General features: G+C 65.5%; 22 protein-coding genes and 1 tRNA gene. 15 read left to right on the top strand and 8 right to left on the bottom strand.

The window, feature by feature from the left end; all coding sequences use genetic code 11:
• Window positions 1-100 precede the first annotated feature (100 nt).
• Genes ssd through HMPREF2690_RS09985 form a run of 7 tightly spaced genes read left to right on the top strand, consistent with a single transcriptional unit; the run spans window position 101 to window position 4,337 of the window.
• A complete protein-coding gene (ssd, locus tag HMPREF2690_RS10015) occupies window positions 101-1,120 on the top strand; it encodes a septum site-determining protein Ssd (RefSeq protein WP_070820799.1) in 1,020 nt (339 codons plus the stop codon).
• The gene (locus HMPREF2690_RS10010; RefSeq protein WP_070820798.1) at window positions 1,121-2,248 is read left to right on the top strand and encodes a TadA family conjugal transfer-associated ATPase; all 1,128 of its coding nucleotides are present in this window, start codon (window positions 1,121-1,123) and stop codon (window positions 2,246-2,248) included.
• The gene (locus HMPREF2690_RS10005; protein WP_083279329.1) at window positions 2,245-2,991 is read left to right on the top strand and encodes a type II secretion system F family protein; all 747 of its coding nucleotides are present in this window, start codon (window positions 2,245-2,247) and stop codon (window positions 2,989-2,991) included. The genes HMPREF2690_RS10010 and HMPREF2690_RS10005 overlap by 4 nt, the downstream gene beginning before the upstream one ends.
• Entirely contained in the window at window positions 2,988-3,545 is a 558-nt protein-coding gene (locus HMPREF2690_RS10000; RefSeq protein ID WP_070421542.1) for a type II secretion system F family protein, read from the top strand. Before HMPREF2690_RS10005 ends, HMPREF2690_RS10000 begins: the two co-directional genes overlap by 4 nt.
• A gap of 11 nt (window positions 3,546-3,556) precedes the next feature.
• Window positions 3,557-3,748, top strand: coding sequence for a DUF4244 domain-containing protein (locus tag HMPREF2690_RS09995; RefSeq protein ID WP_070421541.1), 192 nt, complete (start codon window positions 3,557-3,559; stop codon window positions 3,746-3,748).
• The gene (locus HMPREF2690_RS09990; protein ID WP_070452979.1) at window positions 3,748-4,017 is read left to right on the top strand and encodes a hypothetical protein; all 270 of its coding nucleotides are present in this window, start codon (window positions 3,748-3,750) and stop codon (window positions 4,015-4,017) included. The genes HMPREF2690_RS09995 and HMPREF2690_RS09990 overlap by 1 nt, the downstream gene beginning before the upstream one ends.
• Window positions 4,017-4,337 carry an Rv3654c family TadE-like protein gene (locus HMPREF2690_RS09985; protein ID WP_070820797.1) on the top strand — a complete coding sequence of 107 codons (321 nt, stop codon included), beginning with the start codon at window positions 4,017-4,019 and terminating at the stop codon, window positions 4,335-4,337. The genes HMPREF2690_RS09990 and HMPREF2690_RS09985 overlap by 1 nt, the downstream gene beginning before the upstream one ends.
• Before the next feature lie 11 nt (window positions 4,338-4,348).
• Here HMPREF2690_RS09985 and HMPREF2690_RS09980 read toward each other — a convergent pair whose 3' ends face one another.
• Complete coding sequence (locus tag HMPREF2690_RS09980; protein ID WP_070820796.1) at window positions 4,349-6,682, bottom strand: DEAD/DEAH box helicase; 2,334 nt, start codon at window positions 6,680-6,682, stop codon at window positions 4,349-4,351.
• A gap of 184 nt (window positions 6,683-6,866) precedes the next feature.
• Here HMPREF2690_RS09980 and HMPREF2690_RS09975 point away from each other — a divergent pair, with 184 nt between their 5' ends.
• Window positions 6,867-7,070, top strand: coding sequence for a cold-shock protein (locus HMPREF2690_RS09975; protein ID WP_070421537.1), 204 nt, complete (start codon window positions 6,867-6,869; stop codon window positions 7,068-7,070).
• 51 nt (window positions 7,071-7,121) lie between these two features.
• Here HMPREF2690_RS09975 and HMPREF2690_RS09970 read toward each other — a convergent pair whose 3' ends face one another.
• Window positions 7,122-7,748 (bottom strand): DedA family protein, encoded by a 627-nt coding sequence (locus HMPREF2690_RS09970; protein ID WP_070771245.1) that lies wholly within the window; start codon window positions 7,746-7,748, stop codon window positions 7,122-7,124.
• Window positions 7,749-7,913: 165 nt separating this feature from the next.
• Between HMPREF2690_RS09970 and topA the strand changes: the two genes are divergently transcribed.
• Entirely contained in the window at window positions 7,914-10,781 is a 2,868-nt protein-coding gene (gene topA / locus HMPREF2690_RS09965) for a type I DNA topoisomerase (protein ID WP_070820795.1), read from the top strand.
• 64 nt (window positions 10,782-10,845) lie between these two features.
• Complete coding sequence (locus HMPREF2690_RS09960; RefSeq protein ID WP_070820794.1) at window positions 10,846-11,955, top strand: HNH endonuclease signature motif containing protein; 1,110 nt, start codon at window positions 10,846-10,848, stop codon at window positions 11,953-11,955.
• 109 nt (window positions 11,956-12,064) lie between these two features.
• Here the strand turns inward: HMPREF2690_RS09960 and HMPREF2690_RS09955 are convergent, their stop codons facing one another.
• A complete protein-coding gene (locus tag HMPREF2690_RS09955) occupies window positions 12,065-13,588 on the bottom strand; it encodes an adenylate/guanylate cyclase domain-containing protein (RefSeq protein WP_070820793.1) in 1,524 nt (507 codons plus the stop codon).
• 37 nt (window positions 13,589-13,625) lie between these two features.
• Here HMPREF2690_RS09955 and HMPREF2690_RS09950 point away from each other — a divergent pair, with 37 nt between their 5' ends.
• Together HMPREF2690_RS09950 and HMPREF2690_RS09945 are read left to right on the top strand one after the other, a co-directional pair.
• Window positions 13,626-14,840 carry a DNA polymerase III subunit delta' gene (locus HMPREF2690_RS09950; RefSeq protein ID WP_246819543.1) on the top strand — a complete coding sequence of 405 codons (1,215 nt, stop codon included), beginning with the start codon at window positions 13,626-13,628 and terminating at the stop codon, window positions 14,838-14,840.
• Window positions 14,841-14,905: 65 nt separating this feature from the next.
• Window positions 14,906-14,978 (top strand) — tRNA-Thr (locus tag HMPREF2690_RS09945).
• A gap of 241 nt (window positions 14,979-15,219) precedes the next feature.
• On the opposite strand, the gene HMPREF2690_RS09940 is transcribed toward HMPREF2690_RS09945, so the two are convergent.
• A complete protein-coding gene (locus HMPREF2690_RS09940; RefSeq protein ID WP_070421531.1) occupies window positions 15,220-16,821 on the bottom strand; it encodes an AMP-binding protein in 1,602 nt (533 codons plus the stop codon).
• Between the two features lie 51 nt (window positions 16,822-16,872).
• Between HMPREF2690_RS09940 and HMPREF2690_RS09935 the strand changes: the two genes are divergently transcribed.
• The 3 genes from HMPREF2690_RS09935 to HMPREF2690_RS09925 are packed head-to-tail and all read left to right on the top strand — an operon-like array spanning window position 16,873 to window position 19,427.
• Window positions 16,873-17,697, top strand: coding sequence for a GDSL-type esterase/lipase family protein (locus HMPREF2690_RS09935; RefSeq protein WP_070614769.1), 825 nt, complete (start codon window positions 16,873-16,875; stop codon window positions 17,695-17,697).
• A gap of 11 nt (window positions 17,698-17,708) precedes the next feature.
• Window positions 17,709-18,806 carry an S-(hydroxymethyl)mycothiol dehydrogenase gene (locus HMPREF2690_RS09930; RefSeq protein ID WP_070820792.1) on the top strand — a complete coding sequence of 366 codons (1,098 nt, stop codon included), beginning with the start codon at window positions 17,709-17,711 and terminating at the stop codon, window positions 18,804-18,806.
• A complete protein-coding gene (locus tag HMPREF2690_RS09925; protein ID WP_070820791.1) occupies window positions 18,807-19,427 on the top strand; it encodes an MBL fold metallo-hydrolase in 621 nt (206 codons plus the stop codon).
• Here HMPREF2690_RS09925 and HMPREF2690_RS09920 read toward each other — a convergent pair.
• From HMPREF2690_RS09920 to rfbA, 4 genes are read right to left on the bottom strand one after another with little or no spacing between them, the layout of a single operon-like run.
• A complete protein-coding gene (locus HMPREF2690_RS09920; protein WP_070570822.1) occupies window positions 19,424-19,819 on the bottom strand; it encodes a DUF2304 domain-containing protein in 396 nt (131 codons plus the stop codon). The two genes, HMPREF2690_RS09925 and HMPREF2690_RS09920, sit on opposite strands and share 4 nt — an antisense overlap.
• Window positions 19,816-20,505 (bottom strand): glycosyltransferase family 2 protein, encoded by a 690-nt coding sequence (locus tag HMPREF2690_RS09915; protein ID WP_070570824.1) that lies wholly within the window; start codon window positions 20,503-20,505, stop codon window positions 19,816-19,818. Before HMPREF2690_RS09915 ends, HMPREF2690_RS09920 begins: the two co-directional genes overlap by 4 nt.
• A 14-nt stretch (window positions 20,506-20,519) precedes the next feature.
• Window positions 20,520-21,317, bottom strand: coding sequence for a glycosyltransferase (locus tag HMPREF2690_RS09910; RefSeq protein ID WP_070820790.1), 798 nt, complete (start codon window positions 21,315-21,317; stop codon window positions 20,520-20,522).
• Window positions 21,317-22,183 carry a glucose-1-phosphate thymidylyltransferase RfbA gene (gene rfbA / locus HMPREF2690_RS09905; RefSeq protein ID WP_070820789.1) on the bottom strand — a complete coding sequence of 289 codons (867 nt, stop codon included), beginning with the start codon at window positions 22,181-22,183 and terminating at the stop codon, window positions 21,317-21,319. The genes HMPREF2690_RS09910 and rfbA overlap by 1 nt, the downstream gene beginning before the upstream one ends.
• Window positions 22,184-22,187: the final 4 nt, after the last annotated feature.

The following is a 22,187-nucleotide window of genomic DNA, read 5'->3' as shown; positions in this document are numbered from 1 at the left end:
GGGACGAGTTGTCCACAGGCGATTCGTTGAAATGTCACTTAGATTGCGGGTTGTCCACAGGGCGGTTGCCACATTTGCGCTGGTGAAAAACACTATTGGCATGACACGCACACACCCACACACCGGCCCGATCGTGGTCGCGGTCGCCGATCCCGCCACCCACTCCGAGGCCGTTCACCTCGCCGCCGCGACCGGCCGCCAAGTCATCGACACCGCCGATGCGGCCGAGCTCGCCCGCCACGCGCCCAAAGCATTCGCCGTGCTTATCGACGACACCCGCGCCCCCGAACTTCCCCCACCCCACGGGCCGAACGTGTTCCGCGTCGGTGGGGAGCTGGTCGATTCAGCCGAGCGGGTCTTCGTCCTGCCCGCCGAGGCCGCGGACCTCCTGCGCGCCATTGGCGCCCTTGCCGTGCAGCCCGCGGCGATGGCGGCGCGCGGGAAGGTGATCACTGTCGTCGGCGCATCCGGTGGGGCAGGGGCGTCCACCCTGGCAGCCGCACTATGCCGGGTTACGTCACGGGGTGACTCGGCAACGCTGCTCGACGGGCACTGGCTCTCCGGCGGACTCGACCTGCTGCTTGGCATCGAGCACGTCCCCGGCGCGCGCTGGGGCGAGATCGACTTCGGCGAAGGCACCGTGGCGCGCACCGACGTGCGCCGCGCGCTGCCCGCCACCGCCGACGACATCGCGGTGCTGACCTTTCCGCGCCAGCGCGTGGCGGACCCGTTCCGGCTGGAGGCGGCGGCGTTGGAACACGTCGCCGGCGCCGTCGGTGGGGCAGGGGTGACGGTCGTAGACGCACCCGCCGCGCTGATTCCCGGCCGCAGCGACCTGGTCGTCGTGGTGGTCGTGCCCGAGGTGCGCTCAGTTGCCGCCGCGACCCGCATCGTCGCCGAGTGCGCCGCCGCCGGCCTGCCGTGTGTGGTGGTTGTGCGCGATAGTGCCTGGGCCGCGCTGACCGACGAGGAGATCGCGCACACCACCGGCGCCACCGTACTCACCCACCTGCCACACGTGCGCGGGCTGACTCGCACGGTGGAGAAGTCCGGCCTGCCCGCGCGTGTGCCCCGTTCGCTAGCCGCCTGCGCCAACGCGGTGCTCGAGGAGGTGGCCTAAATGATCGACCGCGACCTCATCGCCCGCGTCAAGCGCCGCCTCGCCGACGAACCCACCACCCCGGACCCCGCCCGCATCGCAGCCCTGATCCGCGAAGAAGCCGTGGTGATCAGCGACATCGGCGTGCTGGACGTGATGCGCACACTTCGCGACGACACCACCGGCACCGGCCCCCTCGAAGCACTGCTTGCCGACGACACCGTCACCGACATCTGCGTCAACGGCCCCAACTGCGTCTACGTCGACTCGGGTGCGGGCCTGGAACGCTCCGCGGTGCGCTTCGAATCCGAAGCCGCCGTGCGCCGCCTCGCCTCCCGCCTGGCCGCCAGCTGCGGGCGCCGCCTCGACGACGCGCAACCGTTCTGCGACGGCCACATCACCCGCGACGACGGCACCCTCCTGCGCTTCCACGCCGTGCTCGCCCCAACCGCCCAGGCCGGCACCTGCATCTCCCTGCGCGTGCTGCACACCGCCTCTGCCACCCTCGACGACCTGGTGGCGCGAGGCGCTCTGAGCGGTGAGGTTGCGGAGGTGCTGCGTGGGGTCGTCGCAAAGCGAAAAGCGTTCGTGGTGGTCGGCGGCACCGGCTCCGGCAAAACCACGCTGCTGTCCGCCCTGCTCGCGGAGGTCGACCCGGCCGAGCGCATCGTGGCCATCGAAGACACCCTGGAACTCACCCCCGACCCCCCGCACGTGGTCAACCTGACCACGCGCGGCGCGAACTCCGAGGGTGCCGGCGAGATCACCATCGCGGACCTGGTGCGCCAGTCGCTGCGTATGCGACCCGACCGCGTCGTAGTGGGCGAGATCCGCGGCGCCGAAGTCGTCGACCTGCTCGCAGCACTGAACACCGGCCACGACGGCGGCGCCGGCACCCTGCACGCCAACTCGATCGCGGAGGTCCCCGCCCGCTTCGAAGCGCTCGCCGCGCTGGGCGGGCTGGATCGCGCCGGGCTGCACGCCCAACTCGCCGCAGCTATCGACGTGGTCATCGTGGTCAAACGTCACCCCGACGGCACACGCCGCCTCCACCAGATCGGCGTGCTCGAAGGCCAACCCGTGCGCGCCAAGGTGGTGTGGGACGCCGACGCCGGCCGCGCCGACGGTTACGAGGAGCTCCTGTCATGACCACGCTGTTGCTTCTCGCCGGCGCCGCTGCCTGCCCGCCGCCTGCCCCGAGTGCTCGCATCGCGCCACGCTCGTTGGCTGTTCCACCTCGCGTTGCCATCCCGCTGGGCATCGGTGCCGTGGTGCTCGCTGCCCTAGCGTTCGACCGGGCCAGCCTGGTCATCGCGCTAGCGATGGGTGCGGCGACGGTGGTGTGGGTTGTAGATACCCAACGGCGCGCCCGCGTCGCCTCCAAGCGCACCGAAGCGGTTGCCACCTTCCTCGGCCATCTTGGCACCAACGTCGAAGCCGGCGCGCCACTGCACGCCGCGTTAGAGCGCACCGCCGAACACGCACCGCGCGAGATCGCCCGCGACGTCGCACACCTCATCCACCACGTCAGCACTGGCACACCGCTTGCCGCCGAGACGGACGAGTTCGCCCGCATCGCCCCGCTGTTCGCACTGTCGGCCAGCAGGGGAGTGCCGCTGTCGCGTCTGGTCGCCGCCGCGCGCGACGACATCGACCACACCCGACGCCACCGCGCCGCCACCAACGCCGCGCTTGCCGGACCCAAAACCACCGCGGTTGTGCTCGCCCTGCTGCCGTTCGCCGGCCTGCTCATGGGTGCGGCGATGGGTGCGAACCCGCTCGCGCTGCTCACCGGGGGAGGCCTCGGCGGAGCGCTGCTCACTGTCGGCACCGCGCTGGTGTGCGCCGGTGTGATCGTTTCCCAACACATCATCCAAGGAGCCACCACATGATCGCCGCAGCCCTGCTCATCGCCATCGCGCTCGCCGTCAGCCCCACGCAGCCCGCCCGGCGCGTCACCCGCCAGGTGCCGCCCACGCCGAAGACCCCGCGCGACGGACCCGACTACGCGCTGCCGGACCGCTGCGCCGCCGACATCACCCTGTTCGCGGCCTGCTTCGAGGCCGGCCTGCCGGTCAGTGCCGCAGCCGCCGCGGTAGCCGAAACTCACGACGGCGACCGCAGTCCGTGGCACACCGTCGCAGCGCTGCTCGCACTCGGGGTCGAACCTGAGCGCGCCTGGTCGGAACTCCACGCCATTCCCGGCGGGGAGGACTTGGCCAGCCTCGTCGCTATGACGCACGCGTCCGGCGCGGCGCTGGCGCAAGGGTGCGAACGTATCGCTTCAAACCTGCGTGCCGACGCCGCCGATCACGCCAAAGCCAAAGCGGAACGCGCCGGCGTACTCATCGCCATCCCGCTCACCGCGTTTTTCCTCCCGGCGTTTTTCGTCCTCGGGCTCGCGCCTGTGGTGATCAGTCTCGGGAGCAACCTCATCAACTTCTGAAAGGAACAATCATGACTCGTATTTCCACCTTCTTCATCCAGCGTTTGCGTAACGACGCCGGAATGTCGACCATCGAATATGCTTTCGGTTCGTTGGCGGCTGCCGCCCTTGCTGGAGTATTGTATCTCGTGGTCAACGGCGACGGGGTCGTTTCCGCGATCGAAAATGTGATCACCAGCGCGCTGACCAACACGCCGGGCTAATGACCACGATTGAAACGGCGCTTTCGCTGGCCACGCTCGTGGTGGTCACGGCTGCGATCGTGGGCGGCATTGCCACGATGTCCGCCTACATCGCCGCCGTGGACATCGCCGGTGCTGCTGCCCGGGCGCACGCGATGGGCGTGGATTACACCCCGCCGCGCGGCGAGGTGAGCATGCACGAGTCCGCAGGCCTGGCCACCGTTACCGCCGCCGTACCCGCCCCGATTGGCACCATGCGCGCCACCGCGGTCTTCCCCGTGGAGTTCTAATGCGCAGATTGCTTATCGACGACACCGGCTCCGCCACCGTCACCACCACAGGCATCATCACCGCAGTGGTCTCCTTGGCCCTTGCGGTGGTGGTCACCGGGGCCGGCACCGCCGACGCGCACCGGGCCCGCGTGGCCGCAGACCTTGCCGCCGTCGCCGCCGCCACCGCGCTCTACCGGGGTGCTGATGCCTGCGAGTGGGGCAACGAAACCGCCAGCAACAACGGCGCCGAGGTCACCTCGTGCGAATTCGTCGAAGGTGACGTCATCGTGGCCGTGCGGCTGCGCCACGCCGAGGCGACCGCCCGCGCCGGGCCGTAACGCCTTGCCTGTCAGCCAGTCATGGTGACCAACGCGCCGAGCAGCTTCAGCGCGGCGTGCTTGTCCAGGGGCTGGTTGCCGTTGCCGCACTTCGGCGACTGCACGCAGGACGGGCAGCCGTCCTTACAGCCGCAGGACCGCACCGTTTCGTAGGTCGCGGCGATCCACTCGTGGAAGCGGGCAAAGCCCTCGTCGGCAAAGCCTGCGCCGCCGGGGTGGCCGTCGTAGACAAACACCGTGGGAAGCATCGTGTCCTGGTGCAACGCCGTGGACACGCCGCCGATGTCCCACCGATCGCACGTGGCCAAAAGCGGCAGCAGGCCGATCGCGGCGTGCTCCGCGGCGTGCAGCGCGCCGGGGATCTCGCCAGCCGTAATACCCAGTTTGTCCAGCACCATCGGGTCGATCGTGTACGCCACCGCGCGGGTGACTAGGCGCTGCTCGGGCAGGTCGAGGGGGATGTGTTCGGAGACGGTGCCGTCGGCAAGCCGGACGACATAGCCGGTGACACGGTCGATGACCTCCACGTCCACACTGGCCACCCACAGTCCCGGCGACGGGTTTTCCAGATCTGTCGGCTCGCCAAGGATCGTGATGTCGGTCGTGGAGCGCGCCTGCGTGGAGTAATCCGGCCGCTCCGGCGCCACCAACGCCACGTAATCGTCCAGGTCTAGCGACTGCACCACAAAGTATTCGCCCTGGTGGATGTACACCGCGCCGTCGTGCACCTGGCTCATCGCACGCCCCGCATCTACGGTGCCCAACAGCCGCCCGTCGGTCACATCGACGATCATGACTTCCTCACCCACGCCTCCACGAATGCTTACCGACGAATGCGCCGTCTCCGGCGTCACCTCCCCCTCCAACTGCGGCACCGCAAACCACCCCTGCGGACGGCGGCGCAGCAACCCCTCGGCGGTCAGGTCGTTGACCACGTCGGTGGCGTTGAAGGCGGCGACGTCGTCGTCGCTAAGCGGACGCTCCACCGCCGCGCAGTACATGTGCCCGCGCAGGATATAGGGGTTCGCCGGGTTGAACACGCTGTTTTCTACCGGCCGGCCGAGCAGTGCCTCGGGGTGGTGAACCAGGTACGTATCCATCGGCTCGTCGCGCGCCACCATCACCACCACGGAGCCCTGGCCGCGCCGGCCTGCGCGCCCGGCCTGCTGGCGAAAGGATGCCACCGTGCCCGGAAACCCCGCCATGACCACCGCGTCCAGGCCCCCGACGTCGATGCCAAGCTCAAGCGCGTTCGTCGTGGCCACGCCAAGCAGATCGCCGTTATCCAGACGCTGCTCGAGGGCGCGGCGATCCTCCGCGAGGTAGCCGGCGCGGTAGGAGGCGACGCGTTCGGCGAAATCGGCCCGGCCCGCCACCACCAGGTCCTCCTGGGCGCGCATAGCCACCGTCTCCGCGGCGCGGCGCGAACGCACAAACGTCAACGTGCGCGCACCCTGCAACAGCAGCGTGGACATTATCGACGCCGCCTCCGTCGTCGCCGGGTACCGCACCGGCGCGCCGTTTTCGCCCTCGGCGCCCTCGATGAACCCCGGCTCCCACAACGCGATGGTGCGCTCGCCGGTGGGCGCCGCATCTTCCGTCACCGCAACAACCTCGCGCCCGCACAGCCGCGACGCCTGGCCCGCAGGATCCGCCGCGGTCGCCGAGGCGAAAATCAGCGTCGGCTCAGACCCGTACGCCTTCGCAATACGCAGCAACCTGCGCAACACCAACGACACGTTCGCCCCGAACACACCCCGGTAGGTGTGGCACTCGTCCACCACCACAAACTTCAAATGGCGCAGCAGCCGTGCCCAACGCTCGTGCGCGCCCAAAAGCCCTGCGTGCAGCATGTCCGGATTCGTAAACACATAGCGCGTGTGCTCCCGGATACCCGCCCGCGACTCCTGCGGCGTATCCCCGTCATACGGCGCCGGATGTACCGACGCAAGCGCCGCATTACCCCGCGTCATGGCAAGCGTTGCCTGCAACTGGTCCGAACCCAACGCCTTCGTCGGCGTCAGATACATCGCGCACGCCTTCTCATCCGCCGCCAACGCGGAAAGCACCGGCAACTGATAGCCCAACGACTTTCCCGACGACGTCCCCGTCGCCACCACCACATCCCGGCCCGCCCACGCCAACTCCGCGCACTCGGTTTGGTGGGCGTAGGGGAGGGTGACGGTGTCGTCGATAAGCATCTGCTTCAACCCCGGCTCCACCCACTCGGGCCACTGTCCAAACACCGCGAGACGAGCCGGCTCATGCTCCACATGCGTCACCGTCGCAGCAGGGAAACGCTGCGCAAGCACCGAAACGAGCTCATCGCCAAAACCAGAAACCATGATGGTGAGCCACTTTAGCCGGGCCAAAGCAGTGCCCCCGACAACAAATCGTGGCACACTGGGCAACGGTCACAGATTTTGTGTGCGCCTCATCAGGTGCTCGCGAGGATTGTGCACGCGGGCACCAGGACCAAACAGGCCCTGGTGGACGACAAAAACATGCAACATTTTGAAAGGTTTCACCATGGCAACCGGAACTGTTAAATGGTTCAACGCCGAAAAGGGCTTCGGCTTCATCGCACCCGACGACGGCTCCGCCGACGTCTTTGTCCACTACTCCGAAATTCAGGGCTCCGGCTTCCGCACCCTCGAAGAAAACCAGCAGGTCGAGTTCGAGGTCGGCGAAGGCGCCAAGGGCCCACAGGCCCAGCAGGTTCGCGCCCTCTAAAACAGCGCGAATCCCCCGGACGGTACACCCGCCCGGGGGAAATTTTTATGCCTACACCGCACTAATTCCGCGGCGAATATCAGAACGCTCGAAGATCTGGTTCTGCAGCTTCTGAATCACAAACCCCACAAGCGAACCCAGCACCACACCCAGCACCATGCCCAGAAGCGGGTACTGCTGCAGGAGCGTGCCACCCAAATACCCCATGCCGACACTCAGGCAGGCCCACAGGATCACGCCGATGGTGTCGAAAAAGAAGAACTTAAACCAGTTGTAACGCACCGACCCCAGCACAATCGTGGCCACCCAACGCGCCCACGGGAGGAAACGCGCAACAATAATCATCGCGCCCGCACCCCGGTTCATGTTGGCCCGCACCCACGTAATTGCCTGGCCAGCCTTCGAATCCGGATCCAACCGATCCACCCGGTGAATCAACTTCGCGCCGAGGGCGAAACAAATATTGTCGCCAACAATCGCACCGATAATCGCCGCGATGATCACACCCCACACGTTTGGCACACCACGCGACGCGGAAAACGCACCAGCCAGATTCAACACCGTTTCAGACGGCACCACCGGCGCCAACGCATCCGAAACGATCAGCAACACGACGAGTGGGTAAAAGATCGGCAACCCCATCAACGTATGCAAAAACTCAATGAGTGAATCGACCACGCTGCGTCCTCCTTTCCACCCCAACAACTCCGCGCCAGGGCACCAACGCAGTGTAATGCCAGGGGCGAGAAAATCCCCCGTCCGTATAACCATGTGCTAGTTGTCTGATAAGAATGAGGAAGTTTTACCGCTCATACGCTTAGTGGGAATCGAGGAAAGGTCAGCGTGACTGCAAACGGCAAGACTCTCGTGATCGTGGAGTCCGCGACAAAGGCGAAGAAGATACAGAAGTATCTCGGCGACGATTACATCGTGGAAGCATCGGTGGGCCACATCCGTGACCTGCCGGGCCGCGCCGCCGACATCCCCGCGAAGTACAAAAACGAGCCGTGGGCAAAACTCGGCGTCAACCCGGAGAAGGGCTTCGACCCGATCTACGTCGTGTCCGCCGACAAGAAAAAGAAGGTCACCGACCTGCGCGCCAAGCTCAAGCAGGCCGACAAACTCCTGCTGGCAACAGACCCGGACCGCGAAGGTGAAGCGATCGCGTGGCACCTGCTTGAAACACTCAAGCCCAAGGTGCCGGTAGAGCGCATGGTGTTCAACGAGATCACCGAATCTGCCATCCGCGAAGCCGCCGAAAACACCCGCGAACTCGACATGGATCTTGTCGACGCCCAAGAGACCCGCCGCATCCTCGACCGCCTCTACGGCTACGAAGTTTCCCCCGTGCTGTGGAAGAAAGTCATGCCGCGACTGTCCGCCGGCCGCGTCCAATCCGTGGCTACCCGCGTCATCGTCGAGCGTGAACGCGAGCGCATGGCGTTCATCGCCGCCAAATACTGGGACTTGGTTGCTTCGCTCGCCCACTCCTCCGAAGAATTTGACGCCAAACTCGTCTCCCTCGACGGCAAGCGCATCGCCCAGGGCCGCGACTTCAATGATCGGGGAGAGTTGGTGTCGGATGCGGTGGTCGTCGATAAGCAAAAGGCGCATTCGCTTGTCGACGACCTCGGCACCGCACCGATGCACGTCACCGCAGTGGAAGAAAAGCCCTACTCGCGCAAACCCTACGCACCGTTCATGACCTCGACGCTGCAGCAAGAAGCCGGCCGCAAACTCCACTTCACCTCCGCGCGCACCATGCGCATCGCGCAACGCCTGTACGAAAACGGCCACATCACCTACATGCGTACAGACTCCACCTCCCTGTCCAAGCAGGGCCTGGACGCCGCACGCGCCGCAGCACGCGAGCTCTACGGTGCCGACTACGTCTCCGCCAAGCCGCGCGTCTACGACCGCAAGGTGAAAAACTCCCAGGAAGCCCACGAGGCGATCCGCCCCGCCGGCGAACGCTTCGCCACCCCCGGACAGTTGGCAGGCGCGCTGGACGCCGAAGAGTTCAAGCTCTACGAACTGATCTGGCAGCGCACCGTCGCCTCCCAAATGGAAGACGCACGCGGCAACTCCACCAAGATCACCATCGCCGCCGACGCCGCCGGTGAGGCTTGCGAGTTCACTGCAACCGGCCGCACCGTCACCTTCCCCGGCTGGCTGCGCGCCTACTCCGACCGCCAGTCCAACGAAACCCGCCTGCCGCAACTGGCCAAGGGCGACGAACTGACCACCAAGTCCGTCACCGCGGACGGCCACACCACCAACCCGCCTGCGCGCTACAACGAAGCGTCGCTGGTGAAGAAGATGGAAGAACTCGGCATCGGCCGCCCGTCCACCTACGCGTCGATCATTAAGACGATCCAGGACCGCGGCTACGTTGTCGTCCGCGGCAACGCACTCGTGCCGTCCTGGGTGGCGTTCTCCGTCGTCGGGCTGTTGGAAAACAACTTCGACGCGCTCGTGGACTACGACTTCACCTCCTCCATGGAGGACGAACTCGACGAAATCGCCCACGGCAACCAAGACCGCACCAAGTGGCTCACCGGCTTCTACTTCGGCGACGCCGACGCCCGCGAGTCCATGGCGCAAGCCCTCGCACGCCGCGGCGGGCTGAAGCACATGATCGAGAACAACCTCGAATCCATCGACGCGCGCGCCGCGAACTCGCTGACACTTTTCGACGACTCCGAAGGCCGCCCCGTCGTCGTCCGCGTCGGCCGCTACGGCCCCTACATCGAGCGCGTCGTCGGTAAGACCGCCGAAGGCGAGCCCGAATACCAGCGCGCCAACCTGCCCGAATCCGCAACCCCGGACGAAATCACACTCGAGATGGCCGAGAAGCTCTTCGCCACCCCGCAGTCCGGCCGCGAACTGGGGGAGAACCCCGCCAATGGGCGTGTGGTCGTCGCAAAGGAAGGGCGCTTCGGCCCATATGTCACCGAGCTCGTGCGTGACGACGAACGCACCACCGCCGAAGCCCGCGCCGAAGAAATCATCGCCGCTGAGCGCGCCGAAGAGGACAAACAGCGCGCCGAAGAAGGCAAACGCGCCAAGAACTGGGAAACCAAAACCGCCGCCGCTCAAAAAGAAAAGCGCATGGCGCAGCTGGTCGACGAGCAGCTAAAGCCCGCCACCGCCTCCCTGTTCGCGTCGATGGAACCAGCAACGGTCACGCTCGAGGAAGCACTGAAACTGCTGTCGCTGCCGCGCGAAGTCGGCGTCGACCCCGCCGACGGCGAAGTCATCACCGCCCAAAACGGCCGCTACGGCCCATACCTGAAGAAGGGCAGCGACTCGCGCTCGCTCGCGTCCGAAGACCAGATCTTCTCCATCACCTTGGAAGAAGCCCGCCGCATCTACGCCGAACCGAAACGCCGCGGCCGCGCCGCCGCCAAGCCACCGCTGAAGATGCTTGGCGACAACGACGTCTCCGGCAAACCCATGACCGTCAAAGACGGCCGCTTCGGCCCATACGTCACCGACGGCGAAACCAACGCGTCGCTGCAACGCGGCGACACGCCAGAGACGATGACGGACCAGCGCGCCAACGAACTGCTCTCCGCGCGCCGCGCCCGTGAAGCCGAAGACGGCGGCAAGAAAGCCACCAAGAAAAAGGCGACAAAGAAGAAGGCAACCAAGCGCGTGACCAAGCCGAAGCAGACCACAAAACGCGTGGTCAAAGCTCGCAAGCGCTAGGGATTGCACAATATAGTGGACAATTCCTTTACAAGGGTTGTGCTGTGCGCTTAGCGTGCATGGCATGACATTTAGCGAGATTCTCGAGGCCCTGGCGCACGCCGACATCAGCGTGCTCGCCGGTTTCGACGAGTCCGCGCCCGCCTTCGCCGCCCTCGACCCCGCCCTGAAACGTAAGTGGGCGCAGGCGCACGCCACCTACTTCGGCGCGACGAAGTTCACCCGCAAACAAGCCGACGCGCGCCGCTTGGCCGCCGGGATGCCGCTCGACCAGATCTGTCTGCTCGAGCGAAAACTCGCCGCCGTCGCCGACCTTGCCGAGCGCTGGCGCCTCCGCCTCGAACTGTTGCGCTTCCGGGGCTCCTACAAAGCGCTGTCGCGGCGTATCGACGACACCATCACCACCCCGAAACCCACCCCCAAGAAGCAGTGCCGCTTCTCCAAATCGCGCGCTGGGATGCGCAACATGTCGCTGACCTACTCCGAGCGCGACATCGCCGATTTGGAGCACCTGCTGCGTTCGCTTATCGACCCGTCGCTGCCCGCCGCCGAGCAAATGGCCGACGCGTTGGTGAGCCTGCTGCGCGGCGCTGGCGGTGCTGATGGTGTCGGCGGGGTTGGCGCCGGCGCTGGGATTGCTGGTGTCGGTATGCCCTACGCCGCCCCGCGCCCCATCATCCTGGTGCCGCTGCCGGAGTGGACCCGCATCCAGTCCGGCCACGGCGACGAAGTGGAGCTCATCCTTACCGATGGCACCACCATGACCGGCGCCGAATTCCTCGCCCGCGAGTTCGGCGCCGACCTGGAGGTTGCCGCGTTCCACCCTGCAGAGGGGGCGGTGAACCTCTACCGGGCGAAGCGCTTTGCTAACGACAAGCAGCGCACGTTGGCGTCGATGATGTCGCCGACCTGCCCGGTACCCGGCTGCCGTCACGGAGCCGATCACTGCGAAATCCACCACATCACCGCCTGGCGGCACGGCGGGGAAACCAACCTGGCCAACCTCGTACCCCTGTGCAGTTACCACAACGGCACGAACGACGACGACCCGTGGATCGTCAGACGAGGCCGAATATGCATCCGCGACGGCATCCCAGTGTGGGTGTCACCCAACGGATACGAAGTGCCGAACGACACCCCCGGAGCCATGCAGCTCCTGTTCGGAAACAACTGACCGGGCGCGATTGAGCGCGCCCGCAGGCCTGAGTTCTGCCGCGCTGCGCTGGGCCGGGGCTGCTGCCGCGCCGCGCTGCGCTGGGCCGGGGCTGCTGCCGTGCTGGGTCCTATGAGCGGTCCGCCATTGTGGAGCGCACCGGGCGCGCCAACTGCGTCATCTTGTTGCGCCCGCGCAACTCCACCGACTTCATCAGCGTCCAGCGCTGCTGCTCAACCTCGTTCGCCGCGCGCAGGGTCGCGGCGTTGGTCAGCACCATGCCCGGAGTGTCCTTCGCCAGGTCGGTGAGGCGGGCGGCGCCGTTGACGGCGTCACCGATCACGGTGTACTCGAAACGATCCTTGCCGCCGATGTGGCCAGCGACCACGTGGCCCGAGGCGACACCGATGCCGGCCTTCAGTTCGAAGCCGTCCAGGCCGCGCTGGATTTCGCGGGCGGCTTGGAGGGCGTGCGAGGCGGCGTCGTGAAGCGAAACTGGCGCTCCGAACACTGCAAGCGCCGCATCGCCCTGGAACTTATTAATCACGCCCTTGTTGCGGTGCACCACCTCAACGACAACCTCGAAGAATTCGTTGAGTGCCTCCACGACCTCCTCGGGGGTGTGCTGGACGGTGTAGGTGGTGGAGCCGACGACGTCGATAAACAGCACCGCGACCCTGCGTTCCTCGCCGCCGAGTTGCGGGCGCTCCTCAAGCGCCTTCTGTGCGACCTCAGCACCGACGTACTTGGCAAACACGTCGCGAACACGCTGGCGGTCCTGCAGACCCCGCATCATCTCGTTAAAGCCAGCTTGGAGGACACCGATCTCGGAGCCGTCGTAAATGTCCACCTGCGTGTCGCCCTCACCGCGGCGCACACGGTTGATGGCGACCTGCAGCTCCTTAATCGGATCGACGACGATCACCGTCGCAAACGACGTCCCCACAAACCCCGTGAAAATACCTGCTGCGATCAGCGCCACGATCGCCGCCGTCATCTCACCCGGGGTGTCCCGGAAGTAGCCGACGCGCTGTGCCACAGCCAGCAGCAGTACCCCGACCATCGGCACGGCGGAGGTGGTGAACCACGTCAGCATCAACCGAGACGCGATCGGCGGCTGGAGCGTCGAATCCTCGAACCGCCGCGCCAGCGCCGACGCCGCAATCGGACGCACGAGACGCTCCGCCTGCAGATACGTGAGCACCGACACCACAAAACACGTCAGGATGGTGGTGGCGAGGACGACGATGCCCAGGGGGACGTCGACAAGCAACGTGCGCACCGTGACAATCGCAATGCCCAACCCCCACACCGCAACAACGATGATCGTCTGCAACACCGGCAAACGCATCACCAAATGCCGCACCATGTTCGGATCATGATCATCCGGGCGCCGCTGCCACTCCAGCACCGGCCGGAACAGGAAAAACGTGACGATCATGCCGAGCACAACAGCGATCGCCGCATACAACACCCCGATAAACCCAAGCTGGCCGTTGAGACCTAACTCGTTGACGGCATCCATCGGGATGAGGAAGCGCACAAACAACATGCAGCCCACGGCGCCGAGCAGGTTGGTGCCCAGCACCGTCGCGGCATAGAGAGGCCACGACGTGCCCCAAAGCCACTGCAGCTCGCGCCAGATACGTTCCATGGTCTATCACCTTAGCGCGCGGGTACTCTGGTCACCTGTGACTACCCGCAGCGTTAGTGAGCGTTTGGCTGGCACCCCGGCGGTGCGCGACATCATATTGTCGGCGGCTGCCACGGCGAGGGGGCAGGGGGATGCGTATGCGATGACGCATGCGTGGTTGTTTACGGGCCCTCCGGGCTCGGGGCGGTCGAATGCGGCGTTGGCGTTTGCGGCGGCGTTGATGTGTGAGAACCCGGACGAGATTGGGTGTGGGCGGTGTAAGGGCTGCCGTGATGCGTTGGCGGGGTCGCATACGGATTTGGTGCATGTGGTGCCGCATACGTCGACGATCAAGGTGGATTTTGTGCGTGATGAGATCGTCGCAAAGGCAGCTCGCTTACCGACGGTCGCCCCCTGGCGCGTTGTCATCATCGAAAACGCGGACCGCCTGGCCACGTCGATCACCACCGCGCCGGCTGACGCGCTGTTGAAGACGGTGGAGGAGCCGCCGGAGCGCACTGTGATCATTATGTGTGCCCCGTCGACGGATCCGCAGGACTTTTCGCAGACGCTGCGTTCGCGCTGCCGGCATGTGTATGTGCCGTCGCCGTCGGAGGATGAGTTGGTGCGCATTCTCGTCGAGGAGGAGGGGGCGTCGGAGCATGATGCGCGCCTGGCGGCGGTGTCGTCGCTACGCCATATTGGCCGGGCGCGGTTGTTGGTGCGTTCGGAGGCGATTCAGCAGCGTCGCGCGATGGCGATCAACTTGGCCGAGTTGGTGTTTCACGGCCCGCAGGCGTTTCAGGCGGTGGGGTCGTTGCTGAAGGCGGCGGAGAAGGAGGCCATCGAGGCGCATAAAGCTGACGACGAAGCCGAGCGCGCCAAGCTCGAAAACGCCCTCGGTATGGGTGCGAAGGGGAAGGGGGCGGCGAAGGCGCTGCGGTCGGTGGCGTCGTCGGTGCGTCAGTTGGAAGAGGAGCAGAAGCGTCGTGGCACGCGCCGCAAGCGCGACATGTTGGATTTGGTTCTGGTGGACTTGGCGGGGGTGTACCGGGATGCGATGGTGGTGCAGTCGGGCGCCGATGTTGGTCTGACGCACCCGGATTTTGAGGGGCTCGCGCGTGAGATTGCCGGCCAGGTGTCGGCGGAGGGGCTCGTGGAGTGCCTCGAGGCGATCGGCCAGTGTCGTGAGCGCCTGGACCAGAACGTGACTCCGGCGGTGGCGTTCAACGGCATGATTGGCCGCATAAGGCTCGCGTGCAACGTGTCTTAACCTGCGGGTTTCGCAGGTCGCGTCCGCTAGGTTAAGCTGTCTTCCCGGTGCAGCATTGCTGCCCGGCCACCTTAGCTCAGTCGGCAGAGCGTCTCACTCGTAATGAGAAGGTCGCGAGTTCGATTCTCGCAGGTGGCTCGCACAAAAGCCCAGGTAAAACGGTGTTTTACCTGGGCTTTCTTTTCGTTTCGCGCGCGCCGGGTTGTCGCTTAACCCACACTGCACAGCTCGGGATACAAAGGGTCTGGCCCTAGGTGCACAAAGACCCCGCACTAGGCGGGGTCTCCGGCAATGTGGAGTTGCACACGACGTGCAATCTCTACGCTTCGAACAGTAATGGAAGCCATTGGTTGGCACAAGAGGTGCGAGCCTGGGTGGCTCAATTTTTTTGCCCTAGCCCGGGCAGGAAGCGCGGTACGACTTTGCCGACGGCGTTGCGCGGCAGCTTGTCGACGAAGTGCACGTCCCGGGGGATCGAGTGATCGGCCAAGCGCGAGCGCACCCAGTCGCGGACGGCTTCCTCGGTGATTTCGGCGGTTTTGACGACCCAGACGGCGATGCGTTTGAAGGTGTCGTCGTCGTCGACGCCGTGGGCGTAGACCTCGCCGATGCCGGGCATGTCTTCGAGGACTTCCACCACGGATTGGGGGTGGACGTTTTCGCCGCCGACGATGATCATGTCGTCGCTGCGTGATTGCACGTGGAGGTAGCCGTCGGCGTCGATGTAGCCGAGGTCGCCCATTTCGATGAGCCCGTCGATTTCGACGGTGGGGGTGTTCGGGTTGGTGTAGCCGCGCAGGGCGGTTTCGTTGTGGAGGAAGATGCGGCCGGTTTGGCCGGTGGGGGCTTCGCGGCCGTTGTCATCGTAAATTTTGAGCACGGTGCCGGGCGCAATTTTGCCGACGGTGGTGGGGTCTGCCTGCATTTGTTCGGGGGAGGCGGCGGCGGCGAGGGCGAGTTCGGTGGAGCCGTAGATGTTGGCCAGGATGGGGCCGAAGCGTTCGGTGGTGTGGCGCAGTAGTGACGGGGTGACGGCGTTGCCGGCGGTGGCGAGGTAGCGCAGCGACGAGGTGTCGTAGTTTTCGTCGAGGTCCAGCATGTGTTTGAAGAAGATCGGCGAGGAGATGAGGCCGTCGCAGCGGAATGCTTCGATTTGGCGGAAGCAGTTTTCCGGGTCGAATTCGCGTTGCGTCACGATGGTGGAGCGGGTCGCCAGCGCGACTTGCAGGGCAGACCAGCCCCAGGTGTGGAAGATGGAGGCGGTGAGTTGGATGGTGTCGCCGGCGCGCCAGGGGATGGCTTCGAGGTATCCGGCGACCACGAATGGCAGGCGTGGTTCGGGGCGCACGATGCCTTTGGGGATGCCGGTGGTGCCGGAGCTCATCAGGACGAGGTTGCCGTGTTTGGGCCAGAGGGGCAGTCGCTTATCGACGACCCCTTTCACCACCACGTCCTCATACGCGCGCACCACGGGTATGTGGGGGATGTCGTTGGGGATGCGGTCGGCGAACTCGTCGTCGATAAAGAGGATGTTGATGTCGTTTTCGGCGATGATGCCGCGCAGTTGCTCGGTGGAGGAGCCGATGTTGAGTAGGAAGATGTGGCCTCCGGTGTAGCCCTTGGCGCCAAGCGGCAGGACGATGCCGCGGCCGTTGCGGGCCATGACGCCGATGCGTAGTTCGTCGAGGCCGCGCTCTTCTTTCTGGGCCAGCAGCCACTTGGCTACGGTGCGGGAGTCTTCGCGCAGTTGGCGGTAGGTCAGCGCCCCGGTGTCGTCGATAAGAGCGAGGCGATCGGGCACTGCTGCGGCGCCTTGTTCGATTTCGCGGGCGGTGGTGAACCAGTAGCGCGCGAGATTCGGGATGAGTGCGAGCGCTGCGCGGGGGCCGCCTTCGGCGCTGATGATGCCGGCGCGTGTAACGGCGGGCACGAATCGCGCGAAAGACTTCAGTAAGAACAGCGGACGATGGGTGGGACGCATGAGGATAATGTAGCCTACCGATACGTAAGTGTCTCGCGTGAAAGGATTTTCGTGTCTGTTTTCCGACGTCTCGCAGCCGCCTTTGTGGCCGCTGCCGCCCTCGTCGCCCCACTGACCCCGGCCGCCCACGCGCAGGAGCGCAACATGGTCATCTTCGGCGACTCCGTTATTTCCGACCCCAACATGGGCCAGTGGGCCGCCGGCAAACTCGGCCTCGACCCGCGCGGGCGCTCCGACAACGGCACCTGGTGCCCGACCTCCGCCACGAACTGGGGCAAGCGCTCCGCCGCGAAACTCGGCCTGCCTGCGCGTGACTACTCCTGCACCGGCGTGGTCACCATTTCGAAGGGGCCGGGCTTCTTCCAGCAGGTTGACCGCGCCATCGCGGACCGCGGCCTGTCGCCAGCAACCGCACGCGTGATCATCTCCGTCGGGTTCAACGACACGTACAACAACAATTCGCGCCCCGACGCCGACATCCGCCGCGACTTCACCCGCTACATGGTTCCGCAGATCAACCGCATCCGCGCCGCCGCCCCGAACGCGCGCATCCAGATCGTCGGCTACCCGAAGGTCACTGCCGGCGACCGCGTGTGCCTGTTCCACATCGCCCCGAATGCCTCCGATTGGACGCGCTTCCAGGAAGTTCAGCGTTGGGAGAACCTCGCCCAGTGGATGCAGGTCGACGCCGCCCGCGCCGCCCGCGTCGAATTCCTGGACCTGAAACCGTCCACGATGAACAACAACATGTGCGCCCCGGATAACCAGCGCATGTGGGCTGGCCTGGTCGATTTCTACGGCGGGCCGGGTAACCTGCCGATCCACGTGAACCAGCGTGGCCACGAGCACGTGGCAAATATCATCGCCCGCTCCTAGTCTGGGAGGGCATGACACAGACTGTTCAAGGAGTAATCGCCCGCGAAAAGGGCGCGCCCGTCGAGGTTGTGGACATTGTGATCCCCGACCCCGGCCCAAACGATGTCGTGGTCAAGGTTCAGGCCACCGGTGTGTGCCACACGGACCTTGCCTACCGCGACGGTGATATTGCAGACGAGTTCCCGTTCCTGCTCGGCCACGAAACGGCTGGCGTCGTGGAGACGGTCGGCGAAGATGTCACCCACGTCGAGCCCGGCGATTTCGTCGTGCTGAACTGGCGTGCAGTCTGCGGCGAGTGCCGCGCCTGCCGCAAGGGGGACACGAAGAATTGTTTCAACACCCACAACGCGTCCCAGCGCATGACGCTTGTCGACGACACCCCGCTCACCCCAGCCTTAGGCATCGGCTCCTTCGCCGAGAAGACCCTCGTGCACGAGAAGCAGTGCACCAAGGTGGATCCGGAAGCCGACCCGGCCGCGGCGGGCCTGCTCGGCTGCGGCATCATGGCCGGCCTGGGCGCCGCCGTGAACACCGGTGAGGTGCAGCGCGGCGAGTCCGTCGTCGTGTTCGGCCTCGGCGGTGTTGGTCTTGCGGCCGTGGCGGGTGCTGCGCTGGCGGGGGCGTCGACGGTGGTTGCGGTGGACGTCGATAAGCGAAAGTGCGATGCCGCGACCGAGAAGTTCGGCGCAACCCACGCCATCTGCTCCAAGGATATGAGCGAAGACGACGTCATCGAGGCCGTGCGCGACCTCACCGGCGGCTTCGGCGCGGATGTGGCCATCGACGCCGTGGGCATCCAGCCCACCTGGCGCCAGGCGTTCTACTCGCGCGACCTCGCCGGCCGCATGGTCATGGTCGGCGTGCCCAACCAGACCGACCACGTGGACATCCCCGCGATCGACCTGTACGCCCGAGGCGGCTCCATCAAGCCGGCCTGGTACGGCGACTGCCTGCCGGAGCGCGACTTCCCCACATACGTTGAGTTGTACAAGCAGGGACGGTTCCCGCTCGGCGAGTTCGTCTCCGAACGCATTGGTGTGGGCGACATCGAAGAATCGTTTGAAAAGATGAAGCGCGGCGACGTGCTGCGAAGCGTAGTGGAGTTCTAAATGCGTATCGACAACGTCATCACATCCGGCCTGTTCAAACTCGACGGCGGCGAATGGGAGGTGGACAACAACGTCTGGATCGTCGGCGACGACTCCGAGGTCTACATCATCGACGCCGCCCACAACGCCCAGGCCATCGCCGACGCCGTGGGCAACCGTCGCGTCAAGGGCATCCTGGCCACCCACGGCCACTCCGACCACATCGACGCCGCCCCCGAACTGTCCCGTCTCGTGAACGCCCCGGTGTACCTGCATCCCACCGACGGGTTCCTCTGGCAGCGCGAGAACCCAGGCGCGCACTACCGCCCGCTTCTCGACGGCGCCACCTTCGACATCGCCGGCACCGAACTACGCGTCATGTCCACCCCCGGCCACTCGCCGGGCTCCGTGGTCATCTACGCCGAGGAAGCCGGCGAACTCTTCTCCGGCGACACCTTGTTCCAGGGCGGGCCGGGCGCGACGGGACGATCCTTCTCGTCGTTTGACACCATCATCCACTCCCTGCAGAAGTCCGTCCTGGACCTGCCGCCGGAGACGGTCGTGCGCACCGGCCACGGCGACCACACCACGATTGGCGACGAAGCCCCGCACCTGGAGGAGTGGATCCGCCGCGGGTTCTAATCCCGCTCCGGCGCTGCGCCCGGCGCTGTGCCTGTCGCAGCGCCCGCTGCGCTACCCGGCGCTGTGTCGGGCGCCTCGGCGTTTTGTAGCGCCACCGCCCGGGCGAGGCGCGCGTAGCGCAGTTCCTGTTCGCGGAAGCGGGTCCAGGTGGAGATCGTCGTAAAGAAAAATGCGATGACCAGCAGGTAAAGCATCAGGTCCGTGCCGCGGTCCACGCCGAGCCAGTTGGCCAGCACGGTCACATCGTCGGGGCGAACGATCGCCCACACGGCGGCGAGGATCATCAGCACGAAACCCAACTTCACCCACGCCTTCGCGTTCGCCTTGCGGCGGTTAGCGAAGAAGAACCACGCCAGCGCCACAATGGCCAGCAGTAACAACGCCTGAATCATGGCAGCCTCCTTGCCACGAGCCCATCCGCGAGGATGTTCACCCCGTTGATCAACGATTGCCCCTTGGACATGGAGTATTCGGTGTAGAGAATATCCACCGGCTCTTCGTCGACGCGCCAGCCGAACTTCTCGATCATCGCGACGATCTCCGAGGCGTGCGACATCCCGTTCATGCGGATGTTCATCTCGTCGGCGACCTTCTTGTTAAACGCGCGCAGCCCGTTGTGCGCATCCGACAGGCCGAGTTTGCGGGTGCGCGGCGACAGCATCACCACCGTTTTCAGCACGACGCGCTTAATCCACGGCACCTGCGAGTTGTCTTGGCCCGCAAACCGCGTACCGACGACAATATCCAGCGGCTCCGTCCGCAACCGCTCAACCATGCGCGCCACGTCCTTGACCTGGTGCTGGCCGTCGGCGTCGAAGGTGACAAAGTACTTCGCGCCGGGCTGCGCACGCGCGTACTCCACGCCGGTCTGGATCGCTGCACCTTGGCCGAGGTTCACCGGGTGGTTGACCAGGTGGGCGCCGGCGGCGCGGATTTGTTCGGCGGAGTTGTCGTGGGATCCGTCGTTGACGGCGACGATGTTGGGGAAGGTTTCGCGGGCGTGGCTGAGCACGTCGAAAATGACCGTGCCCTCGTTGTAACAAGGCACGATCAGCCAAGTGTCTGAAAATCCGGTCATGTCGCTTAAAGAGGTTACTCGCCGCGGTGGAAGAGCACGGAGTAGACGCGCTTAGTTAGCCCGATGGGCAGGGCGCGGTACAGGTTGCGCACGGCGAGGTTCACCAGCGCGCGCGGCCGCGAGATCAGCCCGTATTCGACGAGGTTGGCCTGCATAATGCGCTCGGCGCGTCGGGTGTCGGCGCTGGCGCGGCGTCGCAGCTGGTCGTCGGTGACGCGGAAGTAGGTCAGTGGCTCGTCGAGGTTGGCCAGGGTGTGGCCGGCGGCGATGAGCCGGGCCCACAGGTCGTAGTCCTCCATGAACGGCACGTGCTGGTAGCCGCCGACGGCGTTGACGGCGTCGGTGCGGAAGGTGACCGCGGGGTGGTTGAGCGGGGAGTTGATTTTCACGTACGCGTTCGGATCCCGCGGCAGTGCGCGGATGGTGCCGCGGTCGCCGGGGGTGTGTTCGAACTCTTCCATAGCGCTGCCGAGTGCGGCCACGTCCGGGTGCGCCTCCAGGTACGCGAGCTGTTTGGCGAAGCGCTCCGGTTTGGCGGCGTCGTCGGAGTCGATGCGTGCGGTGTAGGTGGCGTTGATCGTCGCTAAGCCTGCGTTGAGCGCCCGGCCTAGGCCGACGTTTTCGGGTAGTTCGACCACGCGAGCGCCATGCTTTTCGACGACCCCACGCACCGCCCCCGACACCTCCCCGTCAAAGACCACCACAACCTCGTCGGCGGGGCGCGTCTGGGCGTCGAGGGAGTTCAGCGTGAGTTCGAGTTCGGCGGCGTCGGTGGCGTGGTAGACGCTCATGAGGGCGGAAAGGGTGGGCATTAGGCCTCCTCGGCGGCGTCGATAAGGTAGCGGCCGTAGCCGGATTTGAGCACGGCCTCACCGAGCGCGCGCAGCTGGGCGGCGTCGATGAAGCCTTCACGGTAGGCGGCGACCTCCGGCGAACCGATGACGGTGCCGGTGCGTTTTTGCAGCACTTCGACGTAGGAGCTGGCCTCGCTCATCGAATCGATCGTGCCGGTATCCAGCCACACATCCCCGCGGTGCAGGCGGTGCACCTTCAGGTCGCCGCGCTTGAGGTAGGCCTCGTTAACCGAGGTGATTTCCAACTCGCCGCGCGCCGAGGGGGTGATGTTCTTGGCGATCTCCACCACGTCGTTGTCGTAGAAGTACAACCCCACGACCGCGAAGTTCGACTTCGGTTGGGTCGGTTTCTCCTCGATGGACAGGGCGGTGCCGTCCGCGTCGAAATCCACCACGCCGTAGCGCTGCGGGTCCGACACCTCGTAGGCGAAGATCGCCCCGCCCTCAATCTCACGTACCTGGCCGAGCGCTTCCAGGATGCCGGCGCCGTCGAAGATGTTGTCGCCAAGCACCAGGGCGACGGCGTCGTCGCCAATAAAATCCTCGCCGATCAGAAACGCTTGGGCGAGGCCTTCCGGCTTCGGCTGTTCGGCGTAGTGGAGCATGATGCCGAGGTGGGAGCCGTCGCCAAGCAAACGCTCGAAATTCGCGCGATCCTCCGGCGTCGTAATGATCAGAATCTCCCGAATACCCGCGCTGATCAGCGTGGAGAGCGGGTAGTAGATCATCGGCTTGTCGTAAATCGGCATCAACTGCTTCGAGATGCCCTGTGTAATCGGGTACAGCCGCGTACCCGATCCGCCCGCCAGAATGATGCCTTTCATAGCC

Source organism: Corynebacterium sp. HMSC034E11 (assembly GCF_001835905.1).
Taxonomy (GTDB): domain Bacteria; phylum Actinomycetota; class Actinomycetes; order Mycobacteriales; family Mycobacteriaceae; genus Corynebacterium; species Corynebacterium coyleae.
This window is presented reverse-complemented; position numbering and strand designations above follow the sequence as displayed.